Annotated in this window: 14 protein-coding genes and 1 pseudogene; 4 read left to right on the forward strand and 11 right to left on the reverse strand. The window is 45.9% G+C overall.

From position 1 onward, the window contains the following. Both ACP5L5_RS10620 and ACP5L5_RS10625 read right to left on the reverse strand, forming a co-directional pair. A pseudogene (locus tag ACP5L5_RS10620) lies at positions 1-408 on the reverse strand (N-acetyl-gamma-glutamyl-phosphate reductase); the annotation flags it as partial. Continuing rightward, entirely contained in the window at positions 395-1,138 is a 744-nt protein-coding gene (locus tag ACP5L5_RS10625; protein WP_428763661.1) for a hypothetical protein, read from the reverse strand. The pseudogene ACP5L5_RS10620 and the gene ACP5L5_RS10625, both read right to left, overlap by 14 nt. Before the next feature lie 141 nt (positions 1,139-1,279). On the opposite strand from ACP5L5_RS10625, the gene ACP5L5_RS10630 reads away from it, so the two are divergent. Together ACP5L5_RS10630 and ACP5L5_RS10635 are read left to right on the forward strand one after the other, a co-directional pair. Continuing rightward, a complete protein-coding gene (locus ACP5L5_RS10630) occupies positions 1,280-2,098 on the forward strand; it encodes a RimK family alpha-L-glutamate ligase (RefSeq protein ID WP_428763682.1) in 819 nt (272 codons plus the stop codon). A 7-nt stretch (positions 2,099-2,105) separates the two neighbouring features. Beyond that, positions 2,106-3,278: an aspartate aminotransferase family protein gene (locus ACP5L5_RS10635; protein WP_428763663.1), complete on the forward strand. Its 1,173-nt coding sequence runs from the start codon at positions 2,106-2,108 to the stop codon at positions 3,276-3,278. On the opposite strand, the gene ACP5L5_RS10640 is transcribed toward ACP5L5_RS10635, so the two are convergent. From ACP5L5_RS10640 to ACP5L5_RS10665, 6 genes are all read right to left on the reverse strand, one after another. After that, positions 3,255-4,634: a homocitrate synthase/isopropylmalate synthase family protein gene (locus ACP5L5_RS10640; protein ID WP_428763664.1), complete on the reverse strand. Its 1,380-nt coding sequence runs from the start codon at positions 4,632-4,634 to the stop codon at positions 3,255-3,257. The genes ACP5L5_RS10635 and ACP5L5_RS10640 overlap by 24 nt on opposite strands. 65 nt (positions 4,635-4,699) lie before the next feature. Further along, the gene (locus ACP5L5_RS10645) at positions 4,700-5,776 is read right to left on the reverse strand and encodes a M20/M25/M40 family metallo-hydrolase (protein WP_428763666.1); all 1,077 of its coding nucleotides are present in this window, start codon (positions 5,774-5,776) and stop codon (positions 4,700-4,702) included. Between the two features lie 2 nt (positions 5,777-5,778). Beyond that, positions 5,779-6,636, reverse strand: a complete 858-nt coding sequence (gene lysX, locus ACP5L5_RS10650) for a lysine biosynthesis protein LysX (protein WP_428763668.1) — start codon at positions 6,634-6,636, stop codon at positions 5,779-5,781. A 10-nt stretch (positions 6,637-6,646) separates the two neighbouring features. Beyond that, positions 6,647-6,823 carry an alpha-aminoadipate/glutamate carrier protein LysW gene (gene lysW/argW / locus ACP5L5_RS10655; protein ID WP_013604905.1) on the reverse strand — a complete coding sequence of 59 codons (177 nt, stop codon included), beginning with the start codon at positions 6,821-6,823 and terminating at the stop codon, positions 6,647-6,649. Between the two features lie 94 nt (positions 6,824-6,917). Continuing rightward, the gene (locus ACP5L5_RS10660; RefSeq protein ID WP_428763671.1) at positions 6,918-7,727 is read right to left on the reverse strand and encodes a [LysW]-aminoadipate/[LysW]-glutamate kinase; all 810 of its coding nucleotides are present in this window, start codon (positions 7,725-7,727) and stop codon (positions 6,918-6,920) included. A 57-nt stretch (positions 7,728-7,784) separates the two neighbouring features. Beyond that, entirely contained in the window at positions 7,785-8,981 is a 1,197-nt protein-coding gene (locus ACP5L5_RS10665; protein ID WP_428763673.1) for a pyridoxal phosphate-dependent aminotransferase, read from the reverse strand. A 133-nt stretch (positions 8,982-9,114) separates the two neighbouring features. On the opposite strand from ACP5L5_RS10665, the gene carA reads away from it, so the two are divergent. Then, on the forward strand, positions 9,115-10,167 hold the full coding sequence (gene carA / locus ACP5L5_RS10670; protein ID WP_428763675.1) for a glutamine-hydrolyzing carbamoyl-phosphate synthase small subunit: 1,053 nt from the start codon (positions 9,115-9,117) through the stop codon (positions 10,165-10,167). Continuing rightward, positions 10,157-13,273 (forward strand): carbamoyl-phosphate synthase (glutamine-hydrolyzing) large subunit, encoded by a 3,117-nt coding sequence (gene carB / locus ACP5L5_RS10675; protein WP_428763676.1) that lies wholly within the window; start codon positions 10,157-10,159, stop codon positions 13,271-13,273. The genes carA and carB overlap by 11 nt, the downstream gene beginning before the upstream one ends. Before the next feature lie 39 nt (positions 13,274-13,312). Here carB and ACP5L5_RS10680 read toward each other — a convergent pair whose 3' ends face one another. From ACP5L5_RS10680 to ACP5L5_RS10690, 3 genes are all read right to left on the reverse strand, one after another. Continuing rightward, positions 13,313-14,671: a lyase family protein gene (locus tag ACP5L5_RS10680; RefSeq protein ID WP_428763677.1), complete on the reverse strand. Its 1,359-nt coding sequence runs from the start codon at positions 14,669-14,671 to the stop codon at positions 13,313-13,315. A 73-nt stretch (positions 14,672-14,744) separates the two neighbouring features. Beyond that, positions 14,745-14,978 carry a hypothetical protein gene (locus tag ACP5L5_RS10685; RefSeq protein WP_428763679.1) on the reverse strand — a complete coding sequence of 78 codons (234 nt, stop codon included), beginning with the start codon at positions 14,976-14,978 and terminating at the stop codon, positions 14,745-14,747. After that, the gene (locus ACP5L5_RS10690) at positions 14,968-15,189 is read right to left on the reverse strand and encodes a PaREP1 family protein (RefSeq protein ID WP_428763680.1); all 222 of its coding nucleotides are present in this window, start codon (positions 15,187-15,189) and stop codon (positions 14,968-14,970) included. The genes ACP5L5_RS10685 and ACP5L5_RS10690 overlap by 11 nt, the downstream gene beginning before the upstream one ends. Between the last annotated feature and the right edge of the window lie 78 nt (positions 15,190-15,267).

Genomic DNA, 15,267 nt, shown 5'->3' on the forward strand with positions numbered 1-15,267 from the left:
ATACACAGCCTTACTGAGCAAGTCTGGGTACGGATGTGGCTTCTCCCAACCATACCACTCAACGTAGGCGTTTGGGTCCTTTAGCCTGAAGTCAGCTGATAAATCAACAATCGTTACCTCAGTCTCGTAGAGCTTAGGAACCCACTCAATGCTTTGCCCGTGGGGTAACGCCAGGAATACCACATCAACGTCCTTCTTAAGCACTGAGTCTATTGTGGAGTCACTGAATGTTAGCTCGGTCCTACCCCTCAGGTTCGGGTGCACTCTAAATACGTACTCACCCTTAAACTCCCTGGAGGTTGCGCAGGTAAGCTCAACACCTGGGTGATTAATTAACAGCCTGAGTAATTCGCCACCGGTCACACCACTGGCTCCAACCACACAAACCCTATACCTACCACTCGCCATTGTACCACCCCGTAATGGCACTCACTACGTAATCCAGGTTCTCCATTGTTAACTCAATCCTAGGGTCTATACCGAGGATTTGAGGCTCATTACCATAGATACCCACTATGTAGGTACAGATAATGCAGTTCAGGCTCCTCGTGAGCCTTAGTAACATGTCGCCAAGGTTATTGCAGTTAATGCAGTGATTGCCAATTACCTGCGTATTCAGCACTTTGTCAGGGGCCTTCATCAATATACTTATCCTAGCTAATGGGTTCTCCATGTACATCCTATGCTCGGCCACAGACTTGCCGCCCTCCCACGTCGTGACTGCACCATCAAGGCCGAGGACTGGTGTTGGTGTTACCATGTACGTCCTACCAATACCCCTAATCACCTTAGCAACAACATTGGGATTAAGCGCCACGCTGAAGTTCGGTGTTGAGTAACCAAGCTTATTCAACTCCTTAAATAGTAATGCCCTATTAATCGCCATCTCGTATATTGTTCTCGGATTTAACGTTTCGTTAAATAAACTCGCTATTATGAGGGATTCAAAAACATCGTCGAGCAGAAGCACGGCCTTTCCAGGTTGGCGCTTGACTTCTTCATCCCTGGTATTTACCACAGAGACCCTGAGCCCAGTATTGAGTAGTTTGTTGTGTAGTTGTTGTTCTAGTGGTCCGTACTTACTAACCACAAGGAGTAGGTCTTTATTGATCGTGGATTCCGCTTCAATGATAACCACCTGGTCGATTAATTGATTTGTGGGTTATTAAATATTTTCTTTATTTACCCAGGGATTACTAGGCATATTATGTTGATTGAGGAAATATTTATATAGCATATTTATACGTAAGCCTGTGACAGTGATGGAACGGTTTCCATACTGTATGATGTCCTAAGGACTGAGGAGAAACTACTCATGAGCGAGTTTAGGAGGCTTGGTGTCGACGTCGAATTAATAAGTGTTGACAATATATCGATGAGTCTTAATGAGGATTGGAATAATGCCGGTATAATCCTTGTCAGGCCCTTAAGCCATTTTAAGGCTAGTTTAATAGCCCGTATATTGAATATACATGGCATTAAGACAATAAATAGTGGTATGGCCATAGAGAACTCCTGGAATAAGGCCGTCGCCATATCAATACTGGCCAGGTCAGGTGTTCCAGCGGTGCCGACAAAGCTCATGTTCTCGGAGATGCCCCAGGAGGATGGTGTTAATTATCCTGCCATTATTAAACCGCTCCATGGTTCATGGGGTAGGCTCGTAAGCCTAGTCAGTAGCGCAGATGAACTAAAATTAATACTTAAGCATAAGGCCTTTGGTGACACCTACCTAAGGGCATCGATGATTCAGCCATTCATTGGCGATGGCACTGATTATAGGATCTTCGTTGTTGGTAATGAGGTTATTGCTTCAATGATTAGGAGACCTGTTGAGAATGAGTGGAGGAGTAATGTGGCTAGGGGCGGCAAGGCTGAGGCTGTTAGGCTTGGTAATGAGGTTTATGAAATGGCCATAAGGGCTGTCGAGGCCTTGGGTCTTGACTATGCTGGTGTTGATGTGCTCTATAGTCGTGAGTATGGTTATGTAGTTAATGAGGTTAATGCAATACCCGAGTTTAAGGGCTTAATGAGCGTTTCCGGCGTTAATATTGCGCGTAAAATAGCTGAGTATGTATTAAATTTGGCTAGGAGGTGATTAGGCAATGAGCGATGACGTGCTTAGGTTTGAGGATGAGTATCTGGCGAGGTACTACAGTAAGAAACCGCTGAATATTACTAGGGGCTACATGCAGTACGTTTGGGATTCAAGGGATAATAAGTACCTGGATATGCACACGGGATTTGGCGTGGCCTTTCTCGGGCATAGGAACCCCAAGGTCGTGAATGCAATAAGGGAGCAGTTGGATAAGATACTCACTGTACCACTGACCTTCTATAACGAGACCAGGGCTGAGTTCATTAGGGAGTTCATGAAGGTTGTACCGAGTGGTTTCGGCAAGGTATTTCTACAGAATAGTGGTACTGAAGCCGTGGAGGTTGCCCTTAAGGTGGCGAGGAGGGTCAGTAAGAAGACGGAATTCCTGGCATTCCTGAACTCATTTCACGGTAGGACAATGGGCTCGCTCTCAGTGACTGGTAATGAGAAGTATAGGAAGACCTTTGAACCAATGCCATATAGGGTCAGGTTCGCGCCATTTAACGCGGTTGACCAAGTCGATAAATTAGTCACTGAGGATTTGGCGGCGGTCATTGTCGAGCCCGTGCAGGGCGAGGGGGGTGTTAACCCAGCAAGGCCTGAGTTCCTAAAGGCCCTTAGGCAGGTCACCAGGGAGAGGAATGTACTGCTAATATTTGATGAAGTTCAGACTGGGTTCGGCAGGACTGGTAGGGTCTGGGCCTTTGAGAATTATGGCGTTGAGCCGGACATATTCACGGCCGGGAAATCAATAGCGGGTGGGTTACCAATAGGCGTGGCGGTTATTAGGAGGGAGTTTGGTGATGTGTTTGAGCCTGGGGAGCACGGTAGTACCTTCGCAGGTAATCCAATAACCATGGCAGCAGCCAAGGCCGGTGTTGAGGTCTTGATCAGCGAGGATGTACCAGGTAAAGCCAGGTTAATGGGTGAGAGGTTTATGAGAATCCTTGAGGATGAGATTGGCAAGTTAAAGCCCGTACTTAGGGTCAAGGGTTTGGGTTTGATGCTCGGTGTTGAATTGAAGAAGAGGGCTGATGCCTACGTTGATGAGTTAATCAGCCTAGGCCTGCTTACGAGTGTTGCTGGTGGCACGACTGTCAGGTTATTACCACCATACTGCATTACCGATGATGATTTAAGCCTGGCAGTAACCGCATTAAGTAAGGCCTTGGCCGAGTGATTTCATTACATCGTTTACTATCTCCATAAGCTCATTATCACTTAAAGGCTCTCTCCTAAACCCATTATCGTAGAGCGACTTAATCCTCTCAAAGACTATATCTACTATTAAATTATTGGTATCAATACCATGCAACCTAAGCCAGTGCTTTATTGATGACTTCCCTGAGTACGGCCCTATGACTATCCTCGCATCGCGATTAATTATCCTGGGATCCATCGATAGGTAGGTTATGGGATTCTTTAACTGTGCATCTATGTGTATTCCGGCCGCTGTGGTGAATGCGTTCTCGCCAACTATTGGTTGGTACATGGGTACTCTATAACCCATGGAACTAAACGTCTCTATAATGTCCTTAATGGCACCTGGATTCATACCATCAAAGGAACCCTTAATTCTCGCATACCAAAGCACCAGCGCCTCTATTGGTACATTACCCGCCCTCTCACCAATACCGAGCAATGTACCATTATTTATCGCGGCACCGTATAACCAAACGGCAACAGCATTCGCAACAGCCATGTGGTAATCACCGTGTCCATGAAACTCAAGCCTATCACTCGGTACACCCAGCACCTTCCTAAACACCCACACTAACTTCGGTATACTGTATGGCAGCGAGACAAATGGGTAGGGAACACCCACACCCGTTGTGTCGGGTAATTTAATGACTATGTCAACGCCATGCTTATCACCCAACTTTAGTAGCCTACGCACGAAGGGTACTACGAAACCTACAACGTCTGACCTGGTCACATCCTCAAGAGAGCACCTAAGCCTAATACCATTCCTAAGCGCATATTCGGCAACCTCCAGGTACTTACCGATCACCCAATCCCTCGTGGAATTAAACTTATACCTAATGTGTATATCCGATATTGACATTAGCATCACCATCTCATCAAGGCCAGCCTCCTTAACAAGCCTCACATCCTCAACCCTAGCCCTACCCCAACCAATAACCCTAGGCCATTCCAGGCCCAATTCCCTAACAGCCTTAACAAGCCTCCTATCCCTCTCGGTATATAGGAAGAACTCACTCCTAATAATCCTACCACTCCCATTATCAAGATCCGCAAGCAACCTAAACAGCTTAATGGCATCATCTATTGAGTAATAAACATAGAAGGCCTGCTGACCATCCCTAAAGGTAGTGTCAGTTATGAACAAGTTGTTAGGTACCTCAGGCTCTACATATAAACCATCAAAGGGCAAACCTGGAGGTAACGGCCATTGACTCACAACCTCCTTTAAAACATCCTCACCATCTACATAATCGATACCCTCATCCCTAAGCATTTTAATTAGTTGGTCCGAGCCCCTGACATTCGTACCAACTTCAATAGAGATCCCCAATTTCAGGGAAAAATAAATAATTTATAAATTTTACCCTTATTAATAAATAATCATTTATATGATACTTACCTATACATATTCATAAATTCGATAATCGCCTGCCTATATATCTTCACGGCATTCAAGTAATCACTAATAAGTATATATTCTTCCATCGAGTGGGACATTAAGCCATCGCCAGGACCATAAGCCACTAGGTTTCTTGTTAGTTGTACAAGGTCATTCATGTCACTAGTACCCCACTTCCTGGCAAGCATGGGTTTCTCATTTAATACCTTAATTATGGCTCTGGATACGGCCCTTGCAGTTGGATTATCTATGGGGACTTCCACAGGTTCAGTACACCACCTAACGTTAATTACAACATTATTACCAAACTCAGCACCCAATTTACTGATAGAATCCCTCACTTCATTACAGGATTTGCCCGGCGGTATCCTGATATCCAGCACGAGCCTGCAATTACTTGGTATCATGTTATCTGCCTCACCGCAGTTCATTATGGTTGGTGTTACGAGGAAATCCTCATAATTCGTGCCAGCCTTTAAATACTCACGTAACTTATCATAAATCCTCATTGCGATTAATATGGAGTTCGATTCGAGGTCTGGGTTCGATGCATGGCCACCCCTGGTGCTTATTGAAACGTCCACCTTTGACCCACCCCTATACTTAGTCACCACCTTATTGATGCCGGTGGGCTCCCCAACAATTATTCCGTCAGGCCTAGGGACGTGATTACCCCTGATCAAGTTAGCCGTGCCTAGGCTATCGCCTTCCTCGTGAACAACAGCCGTAAGTACCAATGTGCCTTTGGGCAGGTCGGTCTCTATGAATGCCATGGTCATGGCCATCAATGGTCCCTTATCATCACTCGCACCCCTACCAATTATCCTGTCGCCCTCGCGCCTAACCTCTATGAAGCCGGGCACCGTGTCCATATGGGCATGAAGCCAAAGTACAGGTTTATCCTCGCCCTTAATTGTAATTACGTTACCAACATCATCAATTACAGCATTAAAACCATTCATTATTAGTAAATCCCTAAGGAACTCCGCAAGTTCATGCTCCTCACCTGTTGGTGAGTATATGCTTAATGACTCCATGAGTAATTTTAACATCGCCTCATCACTAAATACCATGGTTAACCCCTCCTGGCCATATCAAGCACCAGCTCTGCTATGTGCCTAGCCACATTAACACCGGTAACCCTCTGGACATTCTTGAATTCGGGCACTGTATTTACCTCAAGGATCTTGTAGCCTCCGTCAGACTCAACAACATCAACACCTGCGTAATAGGCACCTATAGCCTTAGTTGCCTTGACACTAATATCCTCAAGCTCTGGATCTATTCTAACAGCCTCGGCCTTACCACCCCTAGCCGTGTTGGTCCTCCAATCATCACCGACCACGTACCTATATATAGCCGCCACAGCCCTATCACCAACAACAGTAACCCTAATGTCCCTACCAGGCTTCTTAACGAATTCCTGAAGTAGGTAGGTGCCATATTGAGGATTCTCCATGGAATTCCTATGCCTAATGAGAAGATCCATATCATCTGAACTACCGAGTAGGCTTACGAGCCTACCCCATGAACCATGCACAGGCTTGACGATGGCAGGTATACCAACCCTATTCAACGACCTTATCGCGACCCTACCCGACAGGGCAATAACGCTATTGGGTATTGGCACGCCAAGCCTGCTTAGTATGGCTAGGGTCACCGCCTTATTATTACCTATCAATATTGACATAGCCGGATTAATAGACCTACCGCCAATCGCCTCATAAAGCTGTGAAAGCATTTGAGTCCTATGCTGACTAACAGTCCTTATGAAGGCAATACCCATATCATTACTATTGGGGAACTCAAACGTTAGTTCCTCAGCATTAATAAGCCTATAATTCATCCTTAAATTATCGAACTCCCTAATTAGGAGTTTCTCGTCGAGCCTTATGACGTCGTAGAGAAAGTGAACGACTTCAATCAGAACCACCTCTCAGCAGTTATTCTCCCCAATCCTCCTCCTCAACCTTAATGAGCTTCAACTGTATTAAGCCATTCTGAATAACCACTTGGTACTTCTGTCCACAACTCGGGCAACTGACTAACTCGCCATCCAGGACATCATCTGGAACATTTATGTCTGCGCCACATACCTGACAGGCAATCTTTGTGGGCATCAAGGATTACGTGAATATAGCCTATTTAAGCATTGCGGTCAGCAACAATTAAATCTATAAATAATATTATAAAATAAATATACTGAATTGAAAATCAGCTCGGCGTAACATGAGTACCGAAACCATTGATGGCCGACGTTATAGGGTTCTCAATAGTGCCATTTGAAATCACTGCATGGACACCCTTACTTGCCAGTTGGGCTGCTGTATACACCTTCCTCTTCATTCCACCCTTGACCTCAGGATTCTTGAAAAGCTCAAGAGCCTCACTTACCGAGACCTTACTAACTACCTTTCCACCCACTATGACGCCATCAACGTCAGTAAGTATTACAGCAAAACCTGGATTTAATGAATAGGACAGAACCTCAAGGGTTTGATCTCCATCCACATTTAGGGGTCCACCTGTCTTATTATCCATCGCTATTGGGGCTATCACTGGGACAAAACCCTCATTGAGGAACCTAAGGAGAAACTCGGCATTTGCACTCTCTATCTTACCAGTATATCCACCATCAACGACCCTCTCCCTACCCCTCTCATCGATTATTATCATTGATTCCCTCCTCCTAGCCCTAAGTAGACCACCATCAACACCTGATAGACCAACGGCATTAACACCAACGCCCTGCAACCTACTCACCAGCTCCTTGTTTAGGGACATCATGCCCATCACGTAGACCCTAAGCGTCTCAAGATCAGTATACCTGCTGGTTACACCACTCGGGCTTGTTACGAACCTAGGCTTTAAGCCCATCTTCTCCATTAACTCACTTATGAAGTAACCACCACCATGAACAAGCACAACCTTATGACCAGACTGAATTAGGTTGGGAACCTCCTTAATGAGGTTATCCACGCCTTTCCTAATGACTGAACCCCCCACCTTAACTATAATGAGCATACGGAGAAAATGAGGACAAATAAATATTATAAATATTACACTGCATAATGTATGCGGTTATAGAGCCTTTCCATACTCATTAACAGCCTCACCAATTCTCCTAATGCCCTCCCTAATCCTATTAATACTCTCAACGACAAAGGATATCCTAATCGCTGCCCTGTATATATCACTGAAGTACGTACCTGGAATAACGGTAACGCCAAACTTCTCAAGAAGGATCTCGGCAAACCTCTCGGAATCCCTAATGTACCTAGGCATATCGACGAACACGAACATGGAACCCCTAGGAACAATAAAGCGCGCCTCCGGCAAATAATTCCTTAACGTCTCAATAGCGGCATCCCTCCTCGACCTATACTCCTCAATGATGTACCTTAGATGCTTCATCCTGACCTCGGACTTAAGGTAAGCAGCCACAAACCTCTGAGCCACCACCGGTGGGCAGTATGTCATTTCCTCAGCAGCCAATTTAAGCTTAGGTACGGCATCGCTTGGTCCGTATACAAAGCCCAACCTCCAACCTGGGATTCCAGGGTCTTTAGAGAATGTGTTTATTGAAATTACGTGATCGGGCGCGTATCTATAGATGTACGTGTGCTCACTCTCATAGATTAAAGTCCTATATGCCTCATCAGACACTATCCAGAAGTCCTTATCCCTAGCCAGGTCGGCTATTGCCTTAGCGGTGTCCCTATCCACTATATTACCTGTCGGGTTATCTGGCGAGACAAGGACCAGGGCCTTGGTCCTACTTGTTATCAATTCCTTTAACCTTTCAACGTCGATTTTAAAACCCTCATCCATACTTAGGGCGAGCCTCTTAATTCTGCCACCGAAGTACTCAATTATTGGTTTGTAGCCAAAATACGTGGGGTCAAGTAGAATAACCTCGTCCCCAGGGTTAAGTATTGTCATGAAGGTTGCGAACATGCCCTCCTGACCACCAGTGATGATTACTATGTTGTCTGGATCAACGTTAATACCACCAAGTCTCTTTAAATCCTCAGTCACGGCCTCCCTAAGCTCTATAATGCCCTGGCTCGGAGTATACCCATACAAATCCATACCTCTCTCCTCAAGGAGCTGCTTTGCCAGTAACGACCTAACCTCAATGGGCGGCGGTATTCCAGGTTGACCAGCCGATAGGTTAATGATATCCCTATTCTCACGCTTTAACCTCTCCCTAATGACATCGATCTTTCTAGTCGGCGACTCCCTAAGGAACGATATTGCCTGTGAAAAGCCGCGCATCCTTACTCCTATTTTAAACAAATATATATACATTATGTATCCATTGCCGTGATATAAAGGTCTTAAGGGCAAAGCTTATAAAATATTTATAATAACCCTGCATGGATGATTCGGTCTAAGGAAACGCTACTTAGTGCTTCAGGATGGAAGTGTGTATCGTGGTTACGCCTTTGGTGTTGACGCTAATGCCTTTGGCGAGGTAGTATTCACAACAGCCAATGTTGGCTATCCCGAATCACTCACAGACCCATCATATAAAGGCCAAATCCTTGTCTTCACAAGCCCACTAATCGGCAATTACGGAGTATCACCCGATCAGTGGGAGAGTGATTCAGTCCAGGTTAGTGGGGTTGTGGTTTTTGATGCTACGTCACCAAGCCACTACACATCAGTAATGAGCTTAGACGAGTGGTTGAGGAGGGAGGACGTACCTGGCATCTTTAGGGTTGATACGAGGGCGTTAACCGTGAAGTTGAGGGAGGTCGGTGTTATGATGGGCGCAATTGCTAATAGTGCCAATGAGGCATTTAGATTATTGGCCAATGCTCCCCGTTATGATGAGGTAGATTTCACAAGGTTGGTCTCGCCGAAAAATATCATTAGTTATGGTGATGATGATAGGCCATGTATCGGGATTGTGGATTGTGGGGTTAAGATGAGCATTGTCAGAAATCTCCTAATTAGAGGGTTCAGGGTTGTTAGGTATCCATGCCACATGTGGAGTAAAGCCCTGAACGACTGCGATGGTGTACTACTGAGTAATGGGCCAGGTAACCCGAACCTATTGACTTATCTAAGCGACGTCGTTGTTGATATTATTAGAGATAGAAAACCAACACTGGGCATATGCCTGGGGCACCAGGTCGTTGCATTAGGTGCAGGTGCTAAGTTGTATAAGATGAAGTATGGGCATAGGGCCATAAACAAGCCAGTCCTCGATTTAGTTAGGAATAGGGTCTATGTAACAACCCATAATCATGGCTATGCCGTGGATCCACAATCAATAAGGAATACAGGATTTAGGGTATGGGCTGTGCAGCCTGATGATAATACCGTGGAAGGGCTAATTCACGAGAGGTTACCAATACTAACAACGCAATTCCACCCGGAGGCTAAGCCTGGGCCTCATGATACTACCTGGGTCTTTGATGAGTTTGCTAAAATGGTGATGAATTATGGACATTAGGAAGGTCTTGGTCATTGGCAGTGGTCCCATTAAGGTTGCTGAGGCTGCTGAGTTCGACTATTCAGGTATACAGGCCCTTAAGGCCTATAGGGAGGAGGGACTTACGACAGTCCTTGTTAATCCCAACATAGCCACTGTACAGACAACTAGGATTTTCGCGGATAGGGTTTACCTGGCACCAATAAGACCTGAGTTCCTGGTTAAGATTATAGAGAGGGAGAGACCTGATGGCATTGCCTGCGGTTTCGGTGGACAAACAGCACTATCTGCATGCGTTAATCTAAATGAGATAGGCGTCTTTAAGAAGTACGGCGTTAAGGTACTGGGTACACCAATTGAGGGCATTAGGTCAGCCCTAAGTAGGGAGCTGTTTAAGGAGTTGATGAGTAGACACGGAATATCTGTACTACCATCAATAACCACGTACTCACCTAATGAGGCCTTAGATGCGGCCAGTAAGTTAGGCTACCCAGTATTGGCTAGGGTCTCCTTTAACCTAGGCGGTGCGGGCGCCTTCGTTGCGTACAACAGTGATGAATTGACCAGTAAGTATCACAAGGCCCTGGCCCAGAGTGAGATAAAGGAGGTGCTTATTGAGAAATACATAGGTGGTTGGAAGGAGGTCGAGTTTGAGGTCATGAGGGATAGCCATGGTAATTCCGTGGCTGTAGTTTGCATGGAGAACATAGATCCAATGGGCATACATACTGGGGATTCCGCGGTTGTTGCTCCCTGCCTAACACTAACGAATGATGAGTACCAAAGGGCTAGGTTATTATCAATAGGCGTCGCTAACGCCATAAACCTCATTGGTGAGTGCAATGTGCAGGTTGCAATTAACCCAGCAGGACCCGAAATGTACGTTATAGAGACTAACCCGAGGATGAGTAGGTCAAGCGCCCTGGCCAGTAAGGCTTCTGGTTACCCATTGGCGTACATAGCAGCCAAGTTAACGCTTGGTTATAGGCTTGACGAGTTAATTAATAAGGTCACCAATAGGACGGTGACTGCCTTCGAGCCGAGCCTGGACTATATAGTGGTTAAGATACCTAGGTGGGAGAGCGACAGGTTTGAGGTTGATGAGTCCCTGGGCCCTGAAATGATGAGTATTGGTGAGGTGATGGGTATTGGTAGGACACTTGAGGAAGCGTGGCAGAAGGCCGTAAGAATGCTGGACATTGGTGAGCCGGGCCTGGTTGGTGGTCGTATATACAATGAGGCCAGTGTCGAGGAGGCCAAGGAGAGAGTCATGAAGAGGAAGCCATACTGGTTCCTGTACGCAGCCGTATTGCTCAGGGAGGGGGTAACTGTCGATGAGATTAATAAGTGGACCGGCGTGGATAAGTTCTTCCTAAATGCCATAAAGAGAATTGTCGACTTTTACGAGGGTATTAAGAGGGACGTGATACAATTAAGTGAGGATGCCCTTGAGGAGGCTTACGTACTCGGCTTCAGTGAGGAGCAACTTCGTAATGCCTTAGGCAAGGATGTGCAGGCCAAGCTGCCTGTCGTTAAGCAGATAGATACGTTGGCCGGTGAGTGGCCGGCAAGTACTAATTACCTGTACTTAACGCACGGTGGTGAGTATGATGATAATACTGGGCCTAGTGTTGACGCTTTGGTCGTGGGGGCCGGCGTATTTAGGATTGGTGTTAGTGTTGAGTTTGATTGGGCAGTTGTAAACACGGTACTTGCATTGAGGAGATTAGGGCTTAGGGTTGGAATTATTAATTATAACCCGGAGACTGTGAGTACTGATTGGGACTTTGCCAATAAGTTGTTCTTTGATGAATTAACGCCAGAGACCCTGAGGAACATGTTGATTAAGGAGAAGCCTAAACTAGTGGTTCTATGGGCTGGTGGTCAAATAGGGCAGAGACTTTATGGCAAGTCTAGGCTCTGGATCAATGACGAGGTTAAACTACTCGGCACATCACCTAGCGGTGTGGATCTCGCTGAGGATAGGGTCAAGTTCTCGAAATTACTTGATGAGTTAGGTCTTGATCAACCACCATGGACCTTCGCCAGCAGTCTTGAGGAGTTGATTAGCCTTGTCGAGAGGTGGCTTGACTACCCAGTCATTGTGAGGCCCAGCTACGTGCTTGGTGGCACGTACATGGGGCTTGCCAGGGATAGGCAAGAATTAATAAGGTACATCAGTAAGGCGACTAGGATAAGCCCTGAGCACCCTGTCGTGGTTTCCAAGTATATTAATAACGGCGTTGAGGTGGAGGTTGATGGGGTTAGTGATGGTTCCTCAGTAATTGTGGTGCCTGTGGAGCATATAGAACCACCAGGAGTTCACTCTGGAGATAGCACCATGGTAATACCACCGAGGGATTTTGATTATAGGCTCAGTGATTATTGGAGAAGAGGTATGGCCGAGGCGTCCTTCAGGATAGCTAAAGCGGTGGGAGTTAAGGGTCCATTCAACATTCAATTTATTGTTAGTGATAAGCTATACGTAATTGAGGCTAACGTTAGGGCTAGTAGGTCCATGCCCTTCACAAGTAAGGCTGTTGGAATTAATTTAATGGATCTATCGGTTAAGGCAGCATTAAATGGCTTAGGGATGGATAGGGAATACCTAGTACTTAGGCCGAAGCGTTGGTGGGTTAAGACAAGCCAATTCTCATGGAGCAGGGTTAGAGGTGCATACCCAAGACTCGGCCCTGTTATGTATAGTACGGGTGAGGTTGCCTCAAGCGGTCGCGTGTTTGAGGAGGCATTACTAAAGGCTTGGTTATCAACAATACCGTCCAAGGTGCCACGCAGTAACGCCCTGATATACACATACGATAAATACCTGGAGAACTTAATTGATGACGTTAAGCGTGAGCTTAATGGCTGGTTAAAGGTCATAAGTGAGCCAAGTGGGGAAGTGCTTAATGATTTGAAGGGTGGCCGTATGGACATAGTTATCACTGGTGGTGACACTAGGGAGCATGACTATGCTGTACGTAGGTTGGCAGCGGATACGGCCACACCAATAATCCTACACCCGAGCTTAGGACTTGAATTAGCCAGGTCGTTTAAGTGGTTATGGTCGGGTAATGACACCACGGTTGAAGAATTATGGGAGGCTTACATTAATTCCTTATTTTAATAAGTACGTACTTTCTGTCAGTTATCTTTCCGAGGAAGTTTAATCCTCGAGAACCCTTAGCACATTCTTAACCTTTAATTCATTATTAAGTAACCAATTGCTTATAGTCTCCGCATCAGATAACCTTCTCATTGCCTCGTTCCTAACCTGGGCCGGGTTTGGAGACCCAATGTTACCCTTACCGCTAAGCACATCCAGAGGACTGAGCATTATGCTCCTTATATCGCCGCTCCTTATTGATCTTGCGACCTCATTATAGACATCCCTAAATGGTTTGTGACTACTTATTGATACTTTCTCGGCATACTCAGCGGTGGTTATTGGGTACCTGGATATATCCTCATTGACCCTATCGTTATTGACACGTATGCCTTCAATGAAATCCCTAAGTATTGACAAACCCTCAATAGCTATCCTCATAACAGCCCAAACATGCCTAGTACTCTCCTGGAGATCCAATTGGTAACCAACCTCGACAGGCCTCTCTATTGAGTAAAAAGCCACTAGATGCCCCACGGCCTCACCAATCCTAGCCCTAAAAACCTCCAGAGTTGCCGGATTGTGCTTATGCGGCATAATACTGCTTGTGGCTAGGTGCGATGGATCAGCCATTACGTAGTTGAGTTGGGGCATTAACCACGCCTCGAGGTTATTGATGAACCTACCAACCTCCACCAGGTAGGACACGACTAAGGACATAGTCTGCAGCGCGAAGTACCTGGACCCAGTGGCATATATGCTATTATTGACAACACCGTTAAAGCCCAACTCCCCAGCCTCCCTGACCCTATCGATGGGCGTTATAACGCCCGCTAATGGGCCTGTGCCTAGTGGCGATTTATCAACCACCTCGTATGCGTGTATCAACGTGCTTAGGAAATCGGCCGTCAACTCATCTAGTGCAAGTAAGTAGTGGCCCAACGTTGTGACCTGAGCCGGTTGTTTATGCGTTGAGCCTATTATTAATTGATCAGCGGTTTCAATAGCCTTATTAAGTAATGTCCTCCTAAGCTCAATCAAAGTCTTGACTAGGTCAAGTAAGTAATCTCTTAACCTAAGCCTAATTGCCGTAGCTACATGGTCATTCCTAGACCTGCCAAGCCCAACCCAACCACCAATGCTACCTAACCTCCTAATGAGCTCTGCCTCGACATACTCATGAACATCCTCATAGCTTGTTAGCCTGGTCGGTTCATAACCACCACGCCAAATATCCCTAAGGGCATCCCTAATCCTGCCAGCCTCATCGCTCCTTAATACGCCAACCCTCTCAAGTTCGTTTACGTGGACCATTAGCGTTATTATTACGTACCTAAAGATCTCCGCATCATCCATAACCGATGATGTATAACTTATCTTATCAACACTTCCAGGCCCCAATAACTCCCTACGATACACAGAAGCAATAATGCATTAAGATATTAATTTAAGGATTTATACTCCTTAGCATCTCCTCATCTCCTCCATTTCTCTAATCAACGTCTCTAATATCCCTCCTCACAGACTCATCATCTTTGTAGGGACTAAGTACCCTCTCGGGATCAGGCCCATTATACTGGTATTGGTAAACCCATAAGGCCTTATCAGTAAGTAGATCGACCTTACCACCAATTACCATCGCCACATCCTTCAAATAACTCGTCGGCATCACGACTATTACCCAATCAACCCTATCAACACGCTCCTTCATACCCCTAATTCTCACCTCCCCCACTAAACACCCTGCTCAACTCATCCCTTTTGTCAGTAGCTAAGGCAGCAACCAGGGCTTTCCAGGCCTGAAATACCTTACCAGCCGCATTCCTAGTCAAACCTTCCTTAAGGAACTTCTTGGCTATATCTAGCTCGCTCCTCGCTTCTTCAATACGTATTCTCCTGTATTCCTTAAGATCATACCAAGGCTTCGGTAACTGCATAGTTCTAAGGTTAAAAGCAGTACTGAAATTAAATCCTTAGTGAGAAACCTCCTTTCCCTATAATGACCTAAGCCTTAA

This window comes from Vulcanisaeta sp. (genome assembly GCF_049966235.1).
Taxonomy (GTDB): domain Archaea; phylum Thermoproteota; class Thermoprotei; order Thermoproteales; family Thermocladiaceae; genus Vulcanisaeta; species Vulcanisaeta moutnovskia.